12 protein-coding genes and 1 pseudogene are annotated in these 15,189 nt (G+C 68.9%); 8 read left to right on the top strand and 5 right to left on the bottom strand.

Going from position 1 to position 15,189, the window contains the following annotated elements:
* Nucleotides 1-14 precede the first annotated feature (14 nt).
* Both mutL and miaA read left to right on the top strand, forming a co-directional pair.
* Complete coding sequence (mutL, locus tag AQ610_RS03835; RefSeq protein ID WP_043282300.1) at nucleotides 15-2,051, top strand: DNA mismatch repair endonuclease MutL; 2,037 nt, start codon at nucleotides 15-17, stop codon at nucleotides 2,049-2,051.
* Nucleotides 2,048-3,022, top strand: coding sequence for a tRNA (adenosine(37)-N6)-dimethylallyltransferase MiaA (gene miaA, locus AQ610_RS03830; RefSeq protein ID WP_006025378.1), 975 nt, complete (start codon nucleotides 2,048-2,050; stop codon nucleotides 3,020-3,022). The genes mutL and miaA overlap by 4 nt, the downstream gene beginning before the upstream one ends.
* Nucleotides 3,023-3,079: 57 nt before the next feature.
* On the opposite strand, the pseudogene AQ610_RS03825 reads toward miaA, so the two are convergent.
* From AQ610_RS03825 to purM, 3 genes and pseudogenes are all read right to left on the bottom strand, one after another.
* Nucleotides 3,080-3,244: pseudogene (locus AQ610_RS03825) on the bottom strand (DUF4440 domain-containing protein); the annotation flags it as partial.
* Nucleotides 3,245-3,494: 250 nt separating this feature from the next.
* The gene (gene ltrA / locus AQ610_RS03820; protein WP_082262312.1) at nucleotides 3,495-4,901 is read right to left on the bottom strand and encodes a group II intron reverse transcriptase/maturase; all 1,407 of its coding nucleotides are present in this window, start codon (nucleotides 4,899-4,901) and stop codon (nucleotides 3,495-3,497) included.
* 496 nt (nucleotides 4,902-5,397) lie between these two features.
* A complete protein-coding gene (gene purM, locus AQ610_RS03815; RefSeq protein ID WP_006025376.1) occupies nucleotides 5,398-6,453 on the bottom strand; it encodes a phosphoribosylformylglycinamidine cyclo-ligase in 1,056 nt (351 codons plus the stop codon).
* A 332-nt stretch (nucleotides 6,454-6,785) separates the two neighbouring features.
* On the opposite strand from purM, the gene hda reads away from it, so the two are divergent.
* The 6 genes from hda to panB all read left to right on the top strand — a co-directional run bounded on the left by hda (nucleotide 6,786) and on the right by panB (nucleotide 11,894).
* A complete protein-coding gene (gene hda / locus AQ610_RS03805) occupies nucleotides 6,786-7,511 on the top strand; it encodes a DnaA regulatory inactivator Hda (protein WP_006025374.1) in 726 nt (241 codons plus the stop codon).
* Nucleotides 7,512-7,532: 21 nt separating this feature from the next.
* Nucleotides 7,533-8,219 carry a histidinol-phosphatase gene (locus tag AQ610_RS03800; protein ID WP_006025373.1) on the top strand — a complete coding sequence of 229 codons (687 nt, stop codon included), beginning with the start codon at nucleotides 7,533-7,535 and terminating at the stop codon, nucleotides 8,217-8,219.
* Nucleotides 8,216-9,769, top strand: coding sequence for a polynucleotide adenylyltransferase PcnB (gene pcnB / locus AQ610_RS03795; protein ID WP_006025372.1), 1,554 nt, complete (start codon nucleotides 8,216-8,218; stop codon nucleotides 9,767-9,769). The genes AQ610_RS03800 and pcnB overlap by 4 nt, the downstream gene beginning before the upstream one ends.
* Nucleotides 9,770-9,806: 37 nt before the next feature.
* Nucleotides 9,807-10,334: a 2-amino-4-hydroxy-6-hydroxymethyldihydropteridine diphosphokinase gene (gene folK / locus AQ610_RS03790; RefSeq protein WP_006025371.1), complete on the top strand. Its 528-nt coding sequence runs from the start codon at nucleotides 9,807-9,809 to the stop codon at nucleotides 10,332-10,334.
* The gene (locus AQ610_RS03785) at nucleotides 10,331-11,014 is read left to right on the top strand and encodes a deoxynucleoside kinase (RefSeq protein ID WP_006025370.1); all 684 of its coding nucleotides are present in this window, start codon (nucleotides 10,331-10,333) and stop codon (nucleotides 11,012-11,014) included. The genes folK and AQ610_RS03785 overlap by 4 nt, the downstream gene beginning before the upstream one ends.
* 64 nt (nucleotides 11,015-11,078) lie before the next feature.
* On the top strand, nucleotides 11,079-11,894 hold the full coding sequence (gene panB, locus AQ610_RS03780; RefSeq protein ID WP_006025369.1) for a 3-methyl-2-oxobutanoate hydroxymethyltransferase: 816 nt from the start codon (nucleotides 11,079-11,081) through the stop codon (nucleotides 11,892-11,894).
* A gap of 166 nt (nucleotides 11,895-12,060) precedes the next feature.
* On the opposite strand, the gene AQ610_RS03775 is transcribed toward panB, so the two are convergent.
* Nucleotides 12,061-14,022: a chorismate-binding protein gene (locus AQ610_RS03775; protein ID WP_009913491.1), complete on the bottom strand. Its 1,962-nt coding sequence runs from the start codon at nucleotides 14,020-14,022 to the stop codon at nucleotides 12,061-12,063.
* Between the two features lie 31 nt (nucleotides 14,023-14,053).
* A complete protein-coding gene (gene dnaJ / locus AQ610_RS03770; RefSeq protein ID WP_006025367.1) occupies nucleotides 14,054-15,187 on the bottom strand; it encodes a molecular chaperone DnaJ in 1,134 nt (377 codons plus the stop codon).
* Nucleotides 15,188-15,189 lie beyond the last annotated feature (2 nt).

Genomic DNA, 15,189 nt, shown 5'->3' with positions numbered 1-15,189 from the left:
GCTATAATTCCGCCATGTCCGAATTCACCGATTCCGCCGCGGGCCGCTCGACCGCTTCGCCCGCCGACGCGTCCTCGTCCGCCCTGCGCCGGCTGCGCGCGATCCAGCCGCTGCCCGACCAGTTGATCAGCCAGATCGCGGCGGGCGAAGTGGTCGAGCGCCCCGCGTCCGTCGTCAAGGAGCTCGTCGAGAACGCGCTCGACGCCGGCGCCGGCACGCTGCGCATCCTGCTCGACGAAGGCGGCGTCAAGCGCATCTCGATCACCGACGACGGCTGCGGGATTCCCGCCGACGAGCTGCCGCTCGCGCTGACGCGCCACGCGACGAGCAAGATCCGCTCGCTCGCCGAGCTCGAGGCGGTCGCGACGCTCGGGTTCCGCGGCGAGGCGCTCGCGTCGATCGCGTCGGTCGCCGAGATGTTCGTCACGAGCCGCACCGAGGATGCCGCGCACGCGACGCGCATCGACGCGCAGACGGGCGTCGTCGCGCCTGCGGCCGGCACGCGCGGCACGACGATCGAAGTGCGCGAGCTGTACTTCAGCACGCCCGCGCGCCGCAAGTTCCTGAAGAGCGAGCAGACCGAGTTCGGCCATTGCCTCGAAATGATTCGCCGCGCGGCGCTCGCGCGGCCGGACATCGCGATCTCGGTGCTGCACAACGGGCGCGCGGTCGAGCACTGGAACGCGAGCGAGCCCGCAGCGCGCGTCGCGAAGATCCTGGGCGACGGCTTCGCGACCGCCCACCTGCCGCTCGACGAGCGCGCCGGGCCGCTCGCCGTCTACGGCTGCGCGGGGCTGCCGACCGCGAGCCGCGGCCGCGCGGACCAGCAATACTTCTTCGTCAACGGCCGCTTCGTGCGCGACAAGCTGCTCACGCACGCGGTGCGCGCCGCGTACGAGGACGTGCTGCACGGCGACCGCTATCCGTCGTACGTGCTGTTCCTCGACCTGCCGCCGGAAGCCGTCGACGTGAACGTCCATCCGTCGAAGATCGAGGTGCGTTTCCGCGACTCGCGCTCGATCCACCAGTTCGTGTTTCACGCGGTGCAGCGCGCGCTCGCGCGGCATGCGGGCGCGTCGCCCGAGACGACGGTGGGCGGCCACGCCGCGCATCTTGCGCCCGTCGCACCGGCGTCGGCCGACTCGACGGGCGCGCCGGGCGCGTCGTTCGTTCGCCCTGCCCCCGCGGCAGGCGCGGGCGCCGGCCAGCCCGCGCCCGGCAATACGTGGCTGCGGCAGTCGCGGATGACGCAGGGCACGCTGCCCGTCGCGCAACCGCTCGCGCTGTACGACGCGCTGTTCGGCCGCAAGGACACGGGCGCGGGCACGCCGCACGGCACGACGGGCGCGCTCGAAGCGCACGACGCGCCGGATGCGCCGGGCGCCCCGCTCTTCGCAACCGTGCCGGGCGGCGCCGCAGCGCCCGCGTTCTCCGCGGCGGGCGCAGCCGCCCCCGCGATGCACGACGAGCAGCCGCTCGGCTTCGCGGTCGGCCAGATCCACGGCATCTACGTGCTCGCGCAGAACGCGCGCGGCCTTGTGATCGTCGACATGCACGCCGCGCACGAGCGTATCCTGTACGAGCAGTTCAAGCGCGCGCTCGCCGATCGCACGGTTGCCGTGCAGACGCTGCTGATTCCAGTGTCGATGACGGCGACGCCCGTCGAAGTCGGCACGGCGGAAGAAGAGCGCGAAACGCTCGACGCGCTCGGCTTCGATCTCGCGGTGCTGTCGCCGACGACGCTCGCGATCCGCGCCGTGCCCGCGCTCCTGAAGGACGCCGATCTGCAGGCGCTCGCGCGCGCGGTGCTCGCGGATCTGCACGCGTTCGGCGGCTCGCGGGTGCTGACCGAGCGCCAGCACGAGCTGCTCGGCACGCTCGCGTGCCATCACGCGGTGCGCGCGAACCGGCGCCTCACGCTCGACGAGATGAACGCGCTGCTGCGGCAGATGGAGGCGACCGAGCGCGCGGATCAATGCAATCACGGCCGGCCGACCTGGTATCAACTGACGCTCGGCGACCTCGACAAGCTCTTCATGCGCGGCCAATGAGCGAACGCAACGCCGCCTCCGTGCGCACGGTCGCGTGCCTGCTCGGCCCGACCGCGTCCGGCAAGACGGCCGCCGCGCTCGCGCTCGCGGCGCGCCGGCCGATCGAGATCGTCAGCGTGGATTCGGCGCTCGTCTACCGCGGGATGGACATCGGCACCGCGAAGCCGACGCGCGACGAGCGCGCGGCGGTGCCGCATCATCTGATCGACATCGTCGATCCGGCCGACGCGTACTCGGCCGCCGAATTCCGCGCCGATGCGCTGCGCGCCGTCGCCGATATCGCCGCGCGCGGCCGCACGCCGCTCCTCGCGGGCGGCACGATGCTCTACTACAAGGCGCTGACGCAGGGGCTGAACGATTTGCCCGCGGCCGATCCGGACCTGCGCGCGGCGCTCGACGCCGACGCAGCGCGCGACGGCTGGCCCGCGCTGCACGCGCGCCTCGCGAGCGTCGATCCGGCCACGGCCGCGCGGCTCGCGCCGAACGATTCGCAGCGGGTCCAGCGCGCGCTCGAGGTGTATCTGTTGACGGGGCAGCCGATGTCGGCGCTCCTCGCCGCGCCGCCGCGCGACGACGATACGGCGGCGGGCCTGCGGTTCGTGCCGGTCGCGCTCGAGCCGTCGGATCGCGCCGTGCTGCACGCGCGCATCGCCGCCCGCTTCGACGCGATGCTGGCAGCGGGTTTCATCGACGAAGTCGAGCGCCTGCGCCGGCGCGACGATCTGCATCTCGGGCTGCCGTCGATGCGCTGCGTCGGCTACCGGCAGGCGTGGGAGTATCTCGACGGCGTCACCGACTACCGGACGATGCGCGACAAGGGCGTCTTCGCGACCCGTCAGCTCTGCAAGCGGCAACTCACGTGGCTGCGCGCGATGCCGGAGCGGATCGTCGTCGATTGCTGCGCGCAGGATGCGGCCGAGCGCGCGGTCGACGCGCTCGAGCGGGTGCTCGACGGCCGCGCGCCGGCCTGACGCGCGCCTCGCGGCGCTGCTCGCTGGTCAGGCCGGCGACGCGAGCAGGTTCGTGCCGCGCGACGCTGCGGCGAACGCTGCCTTGTCGAAGGGCGGCCGGCCGGGAACCATGAAGATCGCGTCGTCGGCGATCAGGTCCAGCGCCGTCGTCAGGTCGCCGCGACGGCTCGCGACAAACCAGGTCTCGATCAGTTGGCGGATCGCGTGTTCGTCTTCGGACATCGTCGTTCATCCTGTCGACCAGAGTTAGCGCTTTAGCGCTTACTCTGGTCCCATGCTTTGCGGTCGACCAGAGTTAGCGCTTTAGCGCTTACTCGGGTCCCATGCAAAGCTGTCGACCAGAGTTGGCGCTTCGCCCCCGCACCCAAGCCCCGCCGCCATCCCCGGAATTCCACGATGAAATCGAGTAGGGTGAGGGGTTACCCCCTCAGCCCTCTCACACCACCGTACGTGCGGTTCCGCATACGGCGGTTCAGTTAATGCTCTGGAGGCGATCCACCGTCCGACGGATCGAGACCAGTCCCCGTGCATCGAAGTAGGCATTGGGTAACGCCTGCTTCAAATGGTGAGAACCGGCGTTCCACCAAGGTCCTCGCCCGTTCACGCTCGATTTCCATGCCCGCTCCGGGCGTAGGCCCAGTGCGATCATGTTGCGCTCTCGGGTTCGGGGGCGCTTCCACTGCCGCCAGATCAGGCAGCGCAAACGCCTTCGCAACCATCCGTCCAGCCCCTCCAGCCGCTTGTGCTGCTGGCTGAGCCGGAAGTAATTTGCCCACCCCCGTAGGACCGGGTTGAGCTTCCGGATCGTCTGCTCAAGGGACCCGCTTCTTCCCTTCAACGTCAGATCCCGCACCCGCGTCATCAATCGCTTGATGCTTTCCGGTGCAATCCGGATCTGTGCTTGACCCAACCTCACCGCCACCCGGTATCCCAGGAACTTCCGCGTGCTCGGCCGCGCCACCGCACTCTTGGCCTCGTTCACGCGCAGCTTCAAGACCTTCTCGAGATAGGCCCTGATTCTCGCCATGACGCGCTGTCCTGCTTGTTGGCTGCCAACGTAAATGTTGCAGTCGTCAGCGTACCGGCAGAACGCCAGCCCTCGGCTCTCCAGCCTCCGATCCAGATCACTCAGCAATATATTCGACAGTAGCGGGGACAGCGGGCCGCCTTGCGGCGTGCCCTCCGTCCTCGCACGCGTCACGCCGTGCGCCATCATCCCCGCTTCGAGGAAGCGGCGAATCAGCTTCAGCGTCACTTTGTCTTTTACATGCCTCGCAACCCGGCCCATCAGCACATCATGGTTGACTCGATCGAAGAACTTCTCCAAATCGATATCGACCACCCAATGCCGACCACCCTGAACATAGGCTTGCGCCTGACGCACCGCGTCCAACGCACTCTTGCCCGGTCGGAATCCGTAACTACTCGCCGAGAACGTCGGCTCCAAGATCGGTTGCAATACTTGGTGCAGCGCTTGCTGGATCAGTCGGTCCACCACGCTTGGCACGCCCAGCGTCCTCACCCCGCCTTGCGGCTTCGGTATGTCCGCCCGGCGTACCGCCTGCGGTACGTACCGCCCTTCCAGCAGCGCCTGCTTCACACTCGGCCAGTGCATCTTGAGCCAGTCACCAAGGCCTTCCACGCTCAGCCCATCTACCCCGGCTGAACCCTGGTTCCTCAGCACCCGGCGGTATGCTCGCCTCATGTTGCCGCGTTCCACGACGCGCTCCATCAGCGCGTCGCCCTCCGATTTCGTTTGCCCAGATGTCGCCGTGCCCGTCTCCGCACCCCGCACGCAGCCCGGTGGCTTCCGGCCACCCCTCGCGTGCTCGGCCACTGTCTCCAGCGCTTCTGCATCCATAACAGGCTTCGAGATCATCCGTCCTACTCTCGGCATTCACTGTTCCGGCCTTCGGTCCCGGTCCTCTTCGGCTCTCCGCCTTCGCCTTGACCTACTATGCCTTCTGCTGACTTCTGCTTCCGCGTCCCGCCGCCTCTCGACCTCGGTAGCTGGCCTTACCGCGCCAGCACAGAAACAGATCTCCCCGGGTATTGCGCACTCACCTTCACGCTTATGCCTGTCGGATCTACGTAACAACGTCGGTGCAAGTTTCGGGCTTCGGTGAATTGGGACACCTTACCCAGTCGCTACGCCTCATATCCGCTTCCTGTTCGTCAGGCCAGCGCTTTGCCTCCCAGCTTCCTTCAGACTCCCAGTCACCCGGGAAACCCTTGCCTTCGGCTAACTCTTCCCCTTGCCGGGCGAGTAGAGGACTTTCACCTCCCAGTGAGTGCGCCCTGCCGGGCGCACCCGAAAAAAAGCCGCCCGGATCGATTCCGGGCGGCTTTCGAGATCATCTCGACGGCGCGGCGCGTCAGACCACGACCGTCTGCGCCTCGCCTTCGCGGCTCGCGCGCACGGCGCCGATCTTCCACACCTGCTCGCCCGCATCGGTCAACTGGCGAAGCGCTTCGTCAGCATCGGCGGCCGACACGATCACGGCCATCCCGATCCCGCAGTTGAACACGCGGTGCATCTCCGCATCCGCCACGCCGCCGTGCTGCTGCAGCCACTGGAAGAGCGGCGGCAGCGGCCATGCGTGCTTGTCGAGCTCGGCAGTGAGGCCGTCGCGCAGCACGCGCGGAATGTTCTCGACGAGGCCGCCGCCCGTGATGTGCGCCATCCCCTTCACCGCGATCTTCTCCATCAGCGCGAGGAGCGGCTTCACGTAGATGCGCGTCGGCGCCATCAGCGCGTCGGCGAGCGGGCGGCCGTGGAAATCGGCCGACAGATCCGGATTCGCGCGCTCGATGATCTTGCGCACGAGCGAGAAGCCGTTCGAATGGATGCCGCTCGACGCGAGGCCCAGCACGACGTCGCCCTCGGCGATCGTGCCGCCGTCGATGATCTTGCTCTTCTCGACCGCGCCGACCGCGAAGCCGGCCAGATCGTATTCGCCGTCCGGGTACATGCCCGGCATCTCGGCCGTCTCGCCGCCGATCAGCGCGCAGCCCGCCAGCTCGCAGCCCTGCGCGATGCCCTTGACGACGGTCGCGGCCGTCTCGACGTCGAGCTTGCCGCACGCGAAGTAGTCGAGGAAGAACAGCGGCTCGGCGCCCTGCACGAGGATGTCGTTCACGCTCATCGCGACGAGATCCTGGCCGACCGTGTCGTGTTTGTTCAGATGAAATGCGAGCCTGAGCTTCGTGCCGACCCCGTCCGTGCCCGACACGAGCACGGGCTCGCGATACTTCTTCGGCACTTCGAACAGCGCGCCGAACCCGCCGATGCCGCCGAGCACGCCGTCGCGCAGCGTTTTCTTCGCAAAGGGCTTGATCTTGTCGACGAGCGCGTCGCCCGCGTCGATGTCGACGCCCGCGTCACGGTAGGACAGGCCCTGGGCGTCGGGAGCGGATTTCGGAGGATTCATGGGGGAATGCGAGAAGGTCGGTAAAATGCAATTTTACCCGAAGCCGGCCGGGCGGCCGGAATTCCCCCGCACCGATTCCTCAGGGAAAGCATCTTGCCCCGCGTCATGCCGCAATCGTCACTGTTTTCGCTGTTCGAGCAGCCGCGCAGCCGCCGGCTCTGCGCCAGCCGCCCGCGCGCCACGCGCCCGTTGCGCGCTGGCGTGCGCCGGTCCGCCGCGGCCGCCGCAGGCGGCGCGCCCGGCCACGAAGCCGGCCACAAAGCCGGCCGCATGCCGACGACACCGCCGCGCCGCCGCCCTTCGGGCACGCAACACCGGACCTGATTCGCACCGTGACTGTATCCCGTCAACTGACGCTCGACCTCGGCACCCCGCCGCCCGCGACGTTCGACAACTTCTACTCGGGCACGAACGCCGAACTCGTCACGCGCCTGCGCGAGCTCGATCTTGCGCTCGCGGCGGGCCCCGTGGCCGACCGCACGTTCTACGTGTGGGGCGAAGCGGGCAGCGGCCGCAGTCACCTGCTGCAGGCGCTCGTGCACGACACGACGTACGGCCACGCGCGCTACGTGAGCCCGCAAGGCGGGCTCGACGCGCTCGCGTTCGATCCGCGCGTGTCGCTGTACGCGGTCGACGATTGCGACGCGCTCAACGACGCGCAGCAGATCGCGCTCTTCAACCTGTTCAACGAAGTGCGCGCACATCCGATGACGGCGCTCGTCGCGGCGGGCCCCGCCGCGCCGCTCGCGCTCGACGTTCGCGAGGACCTGCGCACCCGCCTCGGCTGGGGGCTCGTGTTCCATCTCACGCCGCTCACCGACGAAGGCAAGGTGGCCGTGCTCAAGCACGCGGCGAAGGAGCGCGGCATCGCGCTCGCCGACGACGTGCCGTCGTACCTCCTCACCCATTTCCGCCGCGACATGCCGAGCCTGATGGCGCTCCTCGACGCGCTCGACCGCTTCTCGCTCGAGCAGAAGCGCGCGGTGACGCTGCCGCTGCTGCGCGCGATGCTCGCCGCGCCGGAGCGCGACGAGCCCGCGCCGGGCCGGTTCAAGTAGCTTCAAGTAAAATGCGCATCCATGACTAATTTGGCACTTTTCGACCTGGACCACACGCTGATCCCGACCGACAGCGACCACGAGTGGGGCCGCTTCATGGTCCGGCTCGGCATCGTCGACGCGGACAGCTTCTCGCGTCAGAACGACCGCTTCTACGCCGACTACAAGGCCGGCAAGCTCGACATCCACGCGTACCTGAGCGCGATGCTCACGCCGCTCGCGAAGTATTCGCGCGCGCAGCTCGCGCAGTGGCACGACCAGTACATGCACGAGGTGATCCGGCCGGCGATGCTGCCCGCCGCGATCGAGCTCGTGCGCCGGCATCAGGACGCGGGCGACCTCTGCTGCATCGTCACCGCGACGAACGAATTCATCACGCGTCCGATCGCGACCGCGTTCGGCGTCGACACGCTGATCGCATGCGAAGTGGAAACCGTCGACGGCCATCCGGACTCCGCGTTCACCGGCCGCCCGACGGGCACGCCGAGCTACCGCGAAGGCAAGATCACGCGCACGCAGGCGTGGCTCGCGTCGCTCGGCAAGCGCTGGGACGACTTCGACCGCAGCTACTTCTACAGCGATTCGCACAACGACATTCCGCTCCTCGAAAAAGTCACCGACCCGATCGCGACCAATCCCGACGACACGCTGCGCGCATACGCACGCGACCACGGCTGGCGCATCCTCGACCTCTTCCAACCGTCGTGATTAAAAAACTCATCCGCAAGCTGCTCGGGCAGGACGCCCGTACGACGCAAGACGCGCCGCAAGACCCGGCCGCCCCGCTCGAGGCCGAGCCCGCCGCGCCCCCCGCGCCGAGCCGCGCGAAATCCGCGCGCGGCGCCGCGAAGAAGGCCCGCAACGGCGAGCCGGCCATCGTGCACGCCAACGTGCACGGGATCGATCCCGCACTCATCTCGAAAAACGCGATCCGCGTCACCGATACGCTGCAGCAAGCCGGCTTTCGCGCGTTCATCGTCGGCGGCGCGGTGCGCGACCTGTTGCTCGGCATCGCGCCGAAGGACTTCGACGTCGCGACCGACGCGACGCCGACCGAGGTCCAGCGCCTGTTCCGCCGCGCGCGGCTGATCGGCCGGCGCTTCCAGATCGTCCACGTGCAGTTCGGCCAGGAGCTGATCGAAGTGTCGACGTTCCGCGCGCTCGTCGACGCGCCGCAGGAGCCGCCCGCCGACGCCGCGCCCGCGAAGCGCCTGAAGCGCGACGAGCTCGACCGCCGCACGCACGCGGTCGACGCGAGCGGGCGCGTGCTGCGCGACAACGTATGGGGCGAGCAGCACGAGGACGCGGCGCGCCGCGACTTCACGATCAACGCGATGTACTACGACCCGGCGTCGCAGACCGTGCTCGATTACCACGACGGGATGGCCGACATGCGCGCGCGCCTGTTGCGGATGATCGGCGATCCGGCGACGCGCTACCGCGAGGACCCGGTGCGGATGCTGCGCGTCGTGCGCTTCGCGGCGAAGCTCGGCTTCGACATCGAGGAGAAGACGCGCGAGCCGATCAAGGAGCTCGCCGATCTGATCAACAACGTGCCGGCCGCGCGCCTGTTCGACGAGATGCTCAAGCTCCTGCTGTCGGGCCACGCGCTCGCGTGCCTGAAGCAGCTACGCAGGCAGGGGCTGCACCACGGGCTGCTGCCGCTCCTCGACGTCGTGCTCGAGCAGCCGCAGGGCGAGAAGTTCGTCACGCTCGCGCTGAACAACACCGACGCGCGCGTGCGCGCGGGCAAGCCGGTGTCGCCCGGCTTCCTGTTCGCGACGCTCCTCTGGCACGACATGCGCCAGCGCTTCGAGCAGTACGTCGCGAACGGCGAGTACCCGGTCCCCGCGATCAATCGCGCGATGGACGACGTGATCGACATGCAGACCGAGAAGCTCGCGATCCACAAGCGCTATTCGGCCGACATGCGCGAGATCTGGGGATTGCAGTTGCGCCTCGAGAAACGCTCCGGCCGCAGCGCGCTGCGCCTGCTGGAACACCAAAGATTCAGAGCGGGGTATGATTTCCTCCTGTTACGCTGCGAATCCGGCGAGCTCGATCCGGCCGCCGGACAGTGGTGGACGGATTTCATCGACGGCGACGCCGCGGCGCGCGAGGCCCTCCTCACGCAGGGCGGCAGTCGGGACAAGTCGCCCCGCAAGCGGCGCCGCCGCAGCGGACGCAGCCGCCGGACGGCCGACAGCGCCGAGAGCACGGAAGGCGCCGCGCACGGCGAGTCCGACGCGAACGACTGACGCGCTCGCGCCGTCGAACGACGCAGGAAGGAAAGCCATGACGGTTGCTTATCTCGGGCTGGGGGCCAATCTCGGCGACGCGCGCCAGGCCTTGAAGGACGCCGTGGTCTGCCTCGCCCAGCAGCACGCCATTACGGTGCTCGGCAAGTCGAGCCTGTATCGCACGGCGCCCGTCGACGCGGGCGGCGGCGACTACTACAACTGCGCCGTGAAGATCGACACGACGCTCGCCGCGCGCGCGCTGCTCGCGCTCTGCCAGAAGATCGAGCACCACTTCGGCCGCGAGCGGCCGTACCGGAACGCGCCGCGCACGCTCGACATCGACATCCTGCTCTACGGTGAACAGACGATCGACGAACCCGACCTCGTCGTCCCGCATCCGCGCCTGACCGAACGCGCGTTCGCGCTCGTGCCGCTCGTCGAGATCGAGCCGGCGCTCGCCATCCCCGCGCGCGGCCGCGCCGACGGATTCCTCGCCGACGTCGCGCACCAGCGTATCGAGAGGGTCCAGGCCTGCCAGTGCCTCGCGATGCGGGCCGCCGCCGAAAAGAACCGCTGCCGATGAACTCGACACCGCTTACCGTCACCGCCCCCGACTGGCGGCCGCCGTGCCGCTACCTCGCCATCGAAGGGCCGATCGGCGTCGGCAAGACGACGCTCGCGACGCTGCTCGCCGAACGCTGGTCGATGCGGGCGCTCCTCGAGCGCCCGCAGGACAACCCGTTTCTCGAGCGCTTCTATCGCGACACCGCGCGCTACGCGCTGCCGACGCAGCTCGCATTCGCGCTGCAGCGCGAACGCCAGGCGCGCGAGATTGCCGCGGCTTGCGAAGCGAACACCCCGATCGTTGCGGATTTCATGCCGCAGAAGAACGAAATCTTCGCGCGGCTCACGCTGCCCGACGACGAATGGCAGTTGTACCGCTCGCTCGCCGCGCATCTCGACGCGCCGACGCCCGCGCCCGACCTCGTCGTCTATCTGCAGGCAAGCCCCGAAGTGCTGTTTTCGCGAATCCAGAAGCGCGGCGAGGCGATGGAGCTGCAGATCGGCGACGCGTACCTGCGCTCGCTCTGCGACGCCTACAACGAATTCTTCTATCACTACGACCGCACGCCCGTGCTGACGGTCGCAGCCGAGCACCTGAACCCGCTCGACTCCCCCGACGATCTTGCGCTGCTCGTCGAGCGCATCGCCTCGATGCGCGGGCGCAAGGAATTCTTCGTCAAGGGCGGCAGCGCGCGCTGACGAACGCGCGCGGCGTCGCCGATCGCGACGCCGCCCTTTTCCTCACCATCGAATCGGACCTCCCATGACCTACCTTCAGGAATCCAGCCGACCGGCCGTGACGGTACCCAAGCTGCAGGCGATGCGTGAAGCCGGCGAGAAGATCGCGATGCTCACCTGCTACGACGCGAGCTTCGCCGCCCTCCTCGATCGCGCGGACGTCGACGTGCTGCTGATCGGCGATTCGCTCGGCAACGTGCTGCAGGGCCAGACGACGACGCTGCCCGTCACGCTCGATGAAATCGCGTACCACACCGCATGCGTCGCGCGTGCGCAGCCGCGCGCGCTCGTCGTCGCGGACCTGCCGTTCGGCACCTACGGCACGCCCGCCGATGCGTTCGCAAGCGCGGTGAAGCTGATGCGCGCGGGCGCGCAGATGGTCAAGCTCGAAGGTGGCGAATGGCTCGCCGAAACGGTGCGCTTCCTCGTCGAACGAGCGGTGCCCGTGTGCGCGCACGTCGGCCTCACGCCGCAGTCGGTGCACGCGTTCGGCGGCTTCAAGGTGCAGGGCAAGACGGAAGCGAGCGCCGCGCAATTGCTGCGCGATGCGCGCGCGGCCGATGACGCCGGCGCGCAACTCATCGTGCTCGAGGCGGTGCCGACGCTCGTCGCGGCCGAGGTCACGCGCGAGCTGTCGATCCCGACGATCGGCATCGGCGCGGGCATCGAATGCTCGGGCCAGGTGCTCGTGCTGCACGACATGCTCGGCGTGTTCCCCGGCAAGCGGCCGCGCTTCGTCAAGGATTTCATGCAGGGGCAGCCGAGCATCTTCGCGGCCGTCGAGGCTTACGTGCGCGCGGTGAAGGACGGCAGCTTCCCCGGGCCCGAGCATTCGTTCTGAGCGCGCGGCCAGCCGATTCCGGGCGGCGGCTTCGGTCGCATGCGAAGTCCGCTGCCCGTCGCGAAGTTCGAAAAAAAGCGGCATCCGGCGTATGCGGATGCCGCTTTTTTTCAGGTCTCGACGTCGTGACGCGAGAGGTGCGTGTGTCCGTTCGTGGCGGGCGCGCCTATCGCCCCGCCGCCGCTTCGCCCGCCCGCACGAGCCGGGCGGGCACTGCGCCGCGCAGCGCGTTCGTCAGCATCAGCGCGTCGGCGCGCAGCACGTCGCCGAGCGTCATCACGCGCTCGGACGCCTGCCATGCCGGATCGTCGAGCAGCGCACCGCGCATCACGCCCGGCAGCACGCCCGACGACAGCGGCGGCGTGAACCAGCGCCCGTCCAGCTTCACGAACACGTTCGTGCGCCCGCCTTCCGTCAATTCGCCGCGCTCGTTGAAGAACAGCATGTCGAACGCGCCGCGCGCCTGCGCGTCCTTCCACGCGCGATCGTAATCGGCGCGGCGCGTCGTCTTGTGCGCGAGCAGGAAATCGCCCGAGCGCATCGGCGCGAAACCGTGCTCGGGCGCGAGCAGCACGGCAAGCGCATCGCCCGCGAGCGGCGCGAGCGGCGCGGCTGCGATTTCGAGCGCGCCGTCCTTCGCAAGCGCGACGCGAAGGCGATGCTCGCCGTCGGCGAGCTGCGCGCAGCGCGCGTCGATGCGCAGCTTCGCGGCCGGCTCGTCGAACGCGAAGCCGAGCGCGTCGGCGCTCGAACGCAACCGCGCAAAATGGCGATCGAGATGACGCACGCCGGCGGTGCGCGTCGCGTGCATCGTCTCGAACAACTGGAAGCCGGGATCGGCATCGGTCAGGAAACGTGCCTTCAATTCACACTCCGCGTATTCGTCGGCGGCGACGCTGTCGAGCACGATCCCCGCGCCGACGCCCATCGTGCCCCGCCTGTCGCCGTCGGCCGAGGGCGCGCCGAGCGTCAGCGTGCGAATCGCGACCGACAGGCGGAAGTCGCCGCACGCGTTGGCCGGGCCCGCGCTCACCGTGCGGACGCGCTTCGATGCGTGCTCCGGCGCATGATCCGATGCGGCTTCGCCCGCGCGGGCGTCGTCCGCGCCGCCGTCCGAACGCGCATCGAGCCAGCCGATCGCGCCTGTGTAGAGCCCGCGCGGCGTCGTCTCGATCGCGTCGATCAATTGCATCGTCCTGTGCTTCGGCGCGCCCGTGATCGAGCCGCACGGGAAGAGCGCGCGCAGCACGTCGGCGAACGTCGCGCCTTCGACGATGCCCGCCTCGACTGTCGACGTCATCTGCCACACCGACGCATACGGCTCGACCGAGAACAGCGCCGGCACCGTCACCGAGCCGGTGCGCGCGATGCGCGCGAGGTCGTTGCGCAGCAGATCGACGATCATCACGTTCTCGGCGCGGTTCTTCGCATCGTTCGCGAGAAACCGGGCGGCGGCCGCGTCCTCGCGCGGATCGTCCGAGCGAGGCGCGGTGCCCTTCATCGGCCGGGCGCGCAGCAGCGCGCCCGACTTCTCGACGAACAGCTCGGGCGAACACGACACGACCCACGCGTCGCCCGGCAGCGCGATCAGCGCGCCGTAGCGCACCGGCTGGCGCGCGCGCAGGCGACGGTACAGCGCGAGCGGCGCGCCGAACGCGTCGAAGTGCAGCCGGTACGTGTAGTTGATCTGATACGAATCGCCCGCGCGCAGCGCGTCGTGCACGGCGGCGATCGCCGCGTCGAACGCATCGCGCGCGATGCTCTTCGTCACGTGCGCGACGCCCGCCGGCGACGGCTCGGCCAGGCCGCCGTCGCGCGCAGCGAGCCACGCGTCGACTTCGTCGCGCGACAGCTTCGCGCATTCGGAGAACAGCAGAAAACGCAGCGCGCCGCCGCCGCCGTGCGTGCCGAGCTGCAAGTCGCGCCCGAATTCGTAATCGCCGAGCACGACCGCATGCAGCCCGCGCCGCGCATCGTCCGCGACGGCCGCGCACACCGCGTCGAGCCCGGCTGGGCCGGCGCAGACGCGCTCGTGCGAGAAGCCCAAATACAAACGACTCGACCGCGCCGCCGCGGTCGAGTCGCAATCGTCGAAGAGCGCGAAAACCGCGCCCGTTTCGTCAGTCATCCTGCATCACCTGCGCGCTGCCGCCGTTGCGTCACTCGAAGAAGCTCTTCACCCGGTCGAACCAGCTCTTGCTCTGCGGGCTGTGACGCGGGCCGCCTTCCGCGAGCGATTTCTCGAACTGCTTGAGCAAATCGCGCTGCTGCTCGGTGAGCTTCACGGGCGTCTCGACCTGCACGTGCACGTACAGATCGCCTGCGATGCTCGAGCGCAGCCCCTTGACGCCCTTACCGCGCAAACGGAACGTCTTGCCCGACTGCGTGCCTTCCGCCACCGTGAACGATGCGCGGCCGGCGAGCGTCGGCACTTCGATCTCGCCGCCCAGCGCGGCCGTCGTGAACGGAATCGGCATCTGGCAGTGCAGATCGTCGCCGTCGCGCTCGAACACCGGGTGCGGCTTGATGTGGATCTCGACGTACAGGTCGCCGGACGGCCCGCCGTTGATGCCCGGCTCGCCGTTGCCGGCCGAGCGGATTCGCATGCCGTCGTCGATGCCCGCCGGAATCTTCACTTCGAGCGTCTTGGTTTCCTTCACCTTGCCCGAGCCATGGCAGTGCGCGCACGGCTCCGGGATGTAGGTGCCGGTGCCGTGGCACTTCGGGCAGGTCTGCTGGATGCTGAAGAAGCCCTGGGACATCCGCACCGTGCCCTGGCCGTGACAGGTCGGGCAGGTTTCCGGCTTCGTGCCCGGCTTCGCGCCCGAGCCGTGACAGACGCCGCACGACGCCCAGCTCGGCACGCGGATCTGCGTGTCGTAGCCGTGCGCCGCCTGCTCGAGCGTGATCTCCATGCTGTAGCGCAGGTCCGCGCCGCGATACACCTGCGGGCCGCCGCGCCCGCGGCCGCCGCCCGCCGCCGCCTGGCCGAAAATGTCGCCGAAGATGTCGCCGAACGCATCGGCGAAGCCGCCGAAGCCTTGCGCGCCGGCCGCCCCCATGTTCGGATCGACGCCCGCGTGGCCGTACTGGTCGTAAGCCGCACGCTTCTGGCTATCCGACAGCATTTCATAGGCTTCCTTCGCTTCCTTGAAATGCTCTTCCGCATTCTTGCTGTCCGGATTGCGGTCGGGGTGGTACTTCATCGCGAGCTTGCGATATGCCTTCTTGATTTCGTCGTCGCTCGCGTTCTTCGCGACGCCCAGAACCTCGTAGTAATCCCGTTTCGCCATAT

The organism is Burkholderia humptydooensis (genome assembly GCF_001513745.1).
Taxonomy (GTDB): Bacteria; Pseudomonadota; Gammaproteobacteria; order Burkholderiales; family Burkholderiaceae; genus Burkholderia; species Burkholderia humptydooensis.
Note: the sequence above shows the minus strand (reverse complement) of the source record. Positions and strands in the feature narration are given on the sequence as shown.

Bases quoted from the DNA above. Each gene is read 5' to 3' on its own strand.
- AQ610_RS03775 (WP_009913491.1), bottom strand. From the start codon at position 14,022: ATGACTGACGAAACGGGCGCGGTTTTCGCGCTCTTCGACGATTGCGAC.
- ltrA (WP_082262312.1), bottom strand. From the start codon at position 4,901: ATGATCTCGAAGCCTGTTATGGATGCAGAAGCGCTGGAGACAGTGGCC.
- mutL (WP_043282300.1), top strand. From the start codon at position 15: ATGTCCGAATTCACCGATTCCGCCGCGGGCCGCTCGACCGCTTCGCCC.
- folK (WP_006025371.1), top strand. From the start codon at position 9,807: ATGACGGTTGCTTATCTCGGGCTGGGGGCCAATCTCGGCGACGCGCGC.
- purM (WP_006025376.1), bottom strand. From the start codon at position 6,453: ATGAATCCTCCGAAATCCGCTCCCGACGCCCAGGGCCTGTCCTACCGT.
- dnaJ (WP_006025367.1), bottom strand. From the start codon at position 15,187: ATGGCGAAACGGGATTACTACGAGGTTCTGGGCGTCGCGAAGAACGCG.
- panB (WP_006025369.1), top strand. From the start codon at position 11,079: ATGACCTACCTTCAGGAATCCAGCCGACCGGCCGTGACGGTACCCAAG.
- miaA (WP_006025378.1), top strand. From the start codon at position 2,048: ATGAGCGAACGCAACGCCGCCTCCGTGCGCACGGTCGCGTGCCTGCTC.
- AQ610_RS03800 (WP_006025373.1), top strand. From the start codon at position 7,533: ATGACTAATTTGGCACTTTTCGACCTGGACCACACGCTGATCCCGACC.
- AQ610_RS03785 (WP_006025370.1), top strand. From the start codon at position 10,331: ATGAACTCGACACCGCTTACCGTCACCGCCCCCGACTGGCGGCCGCCG.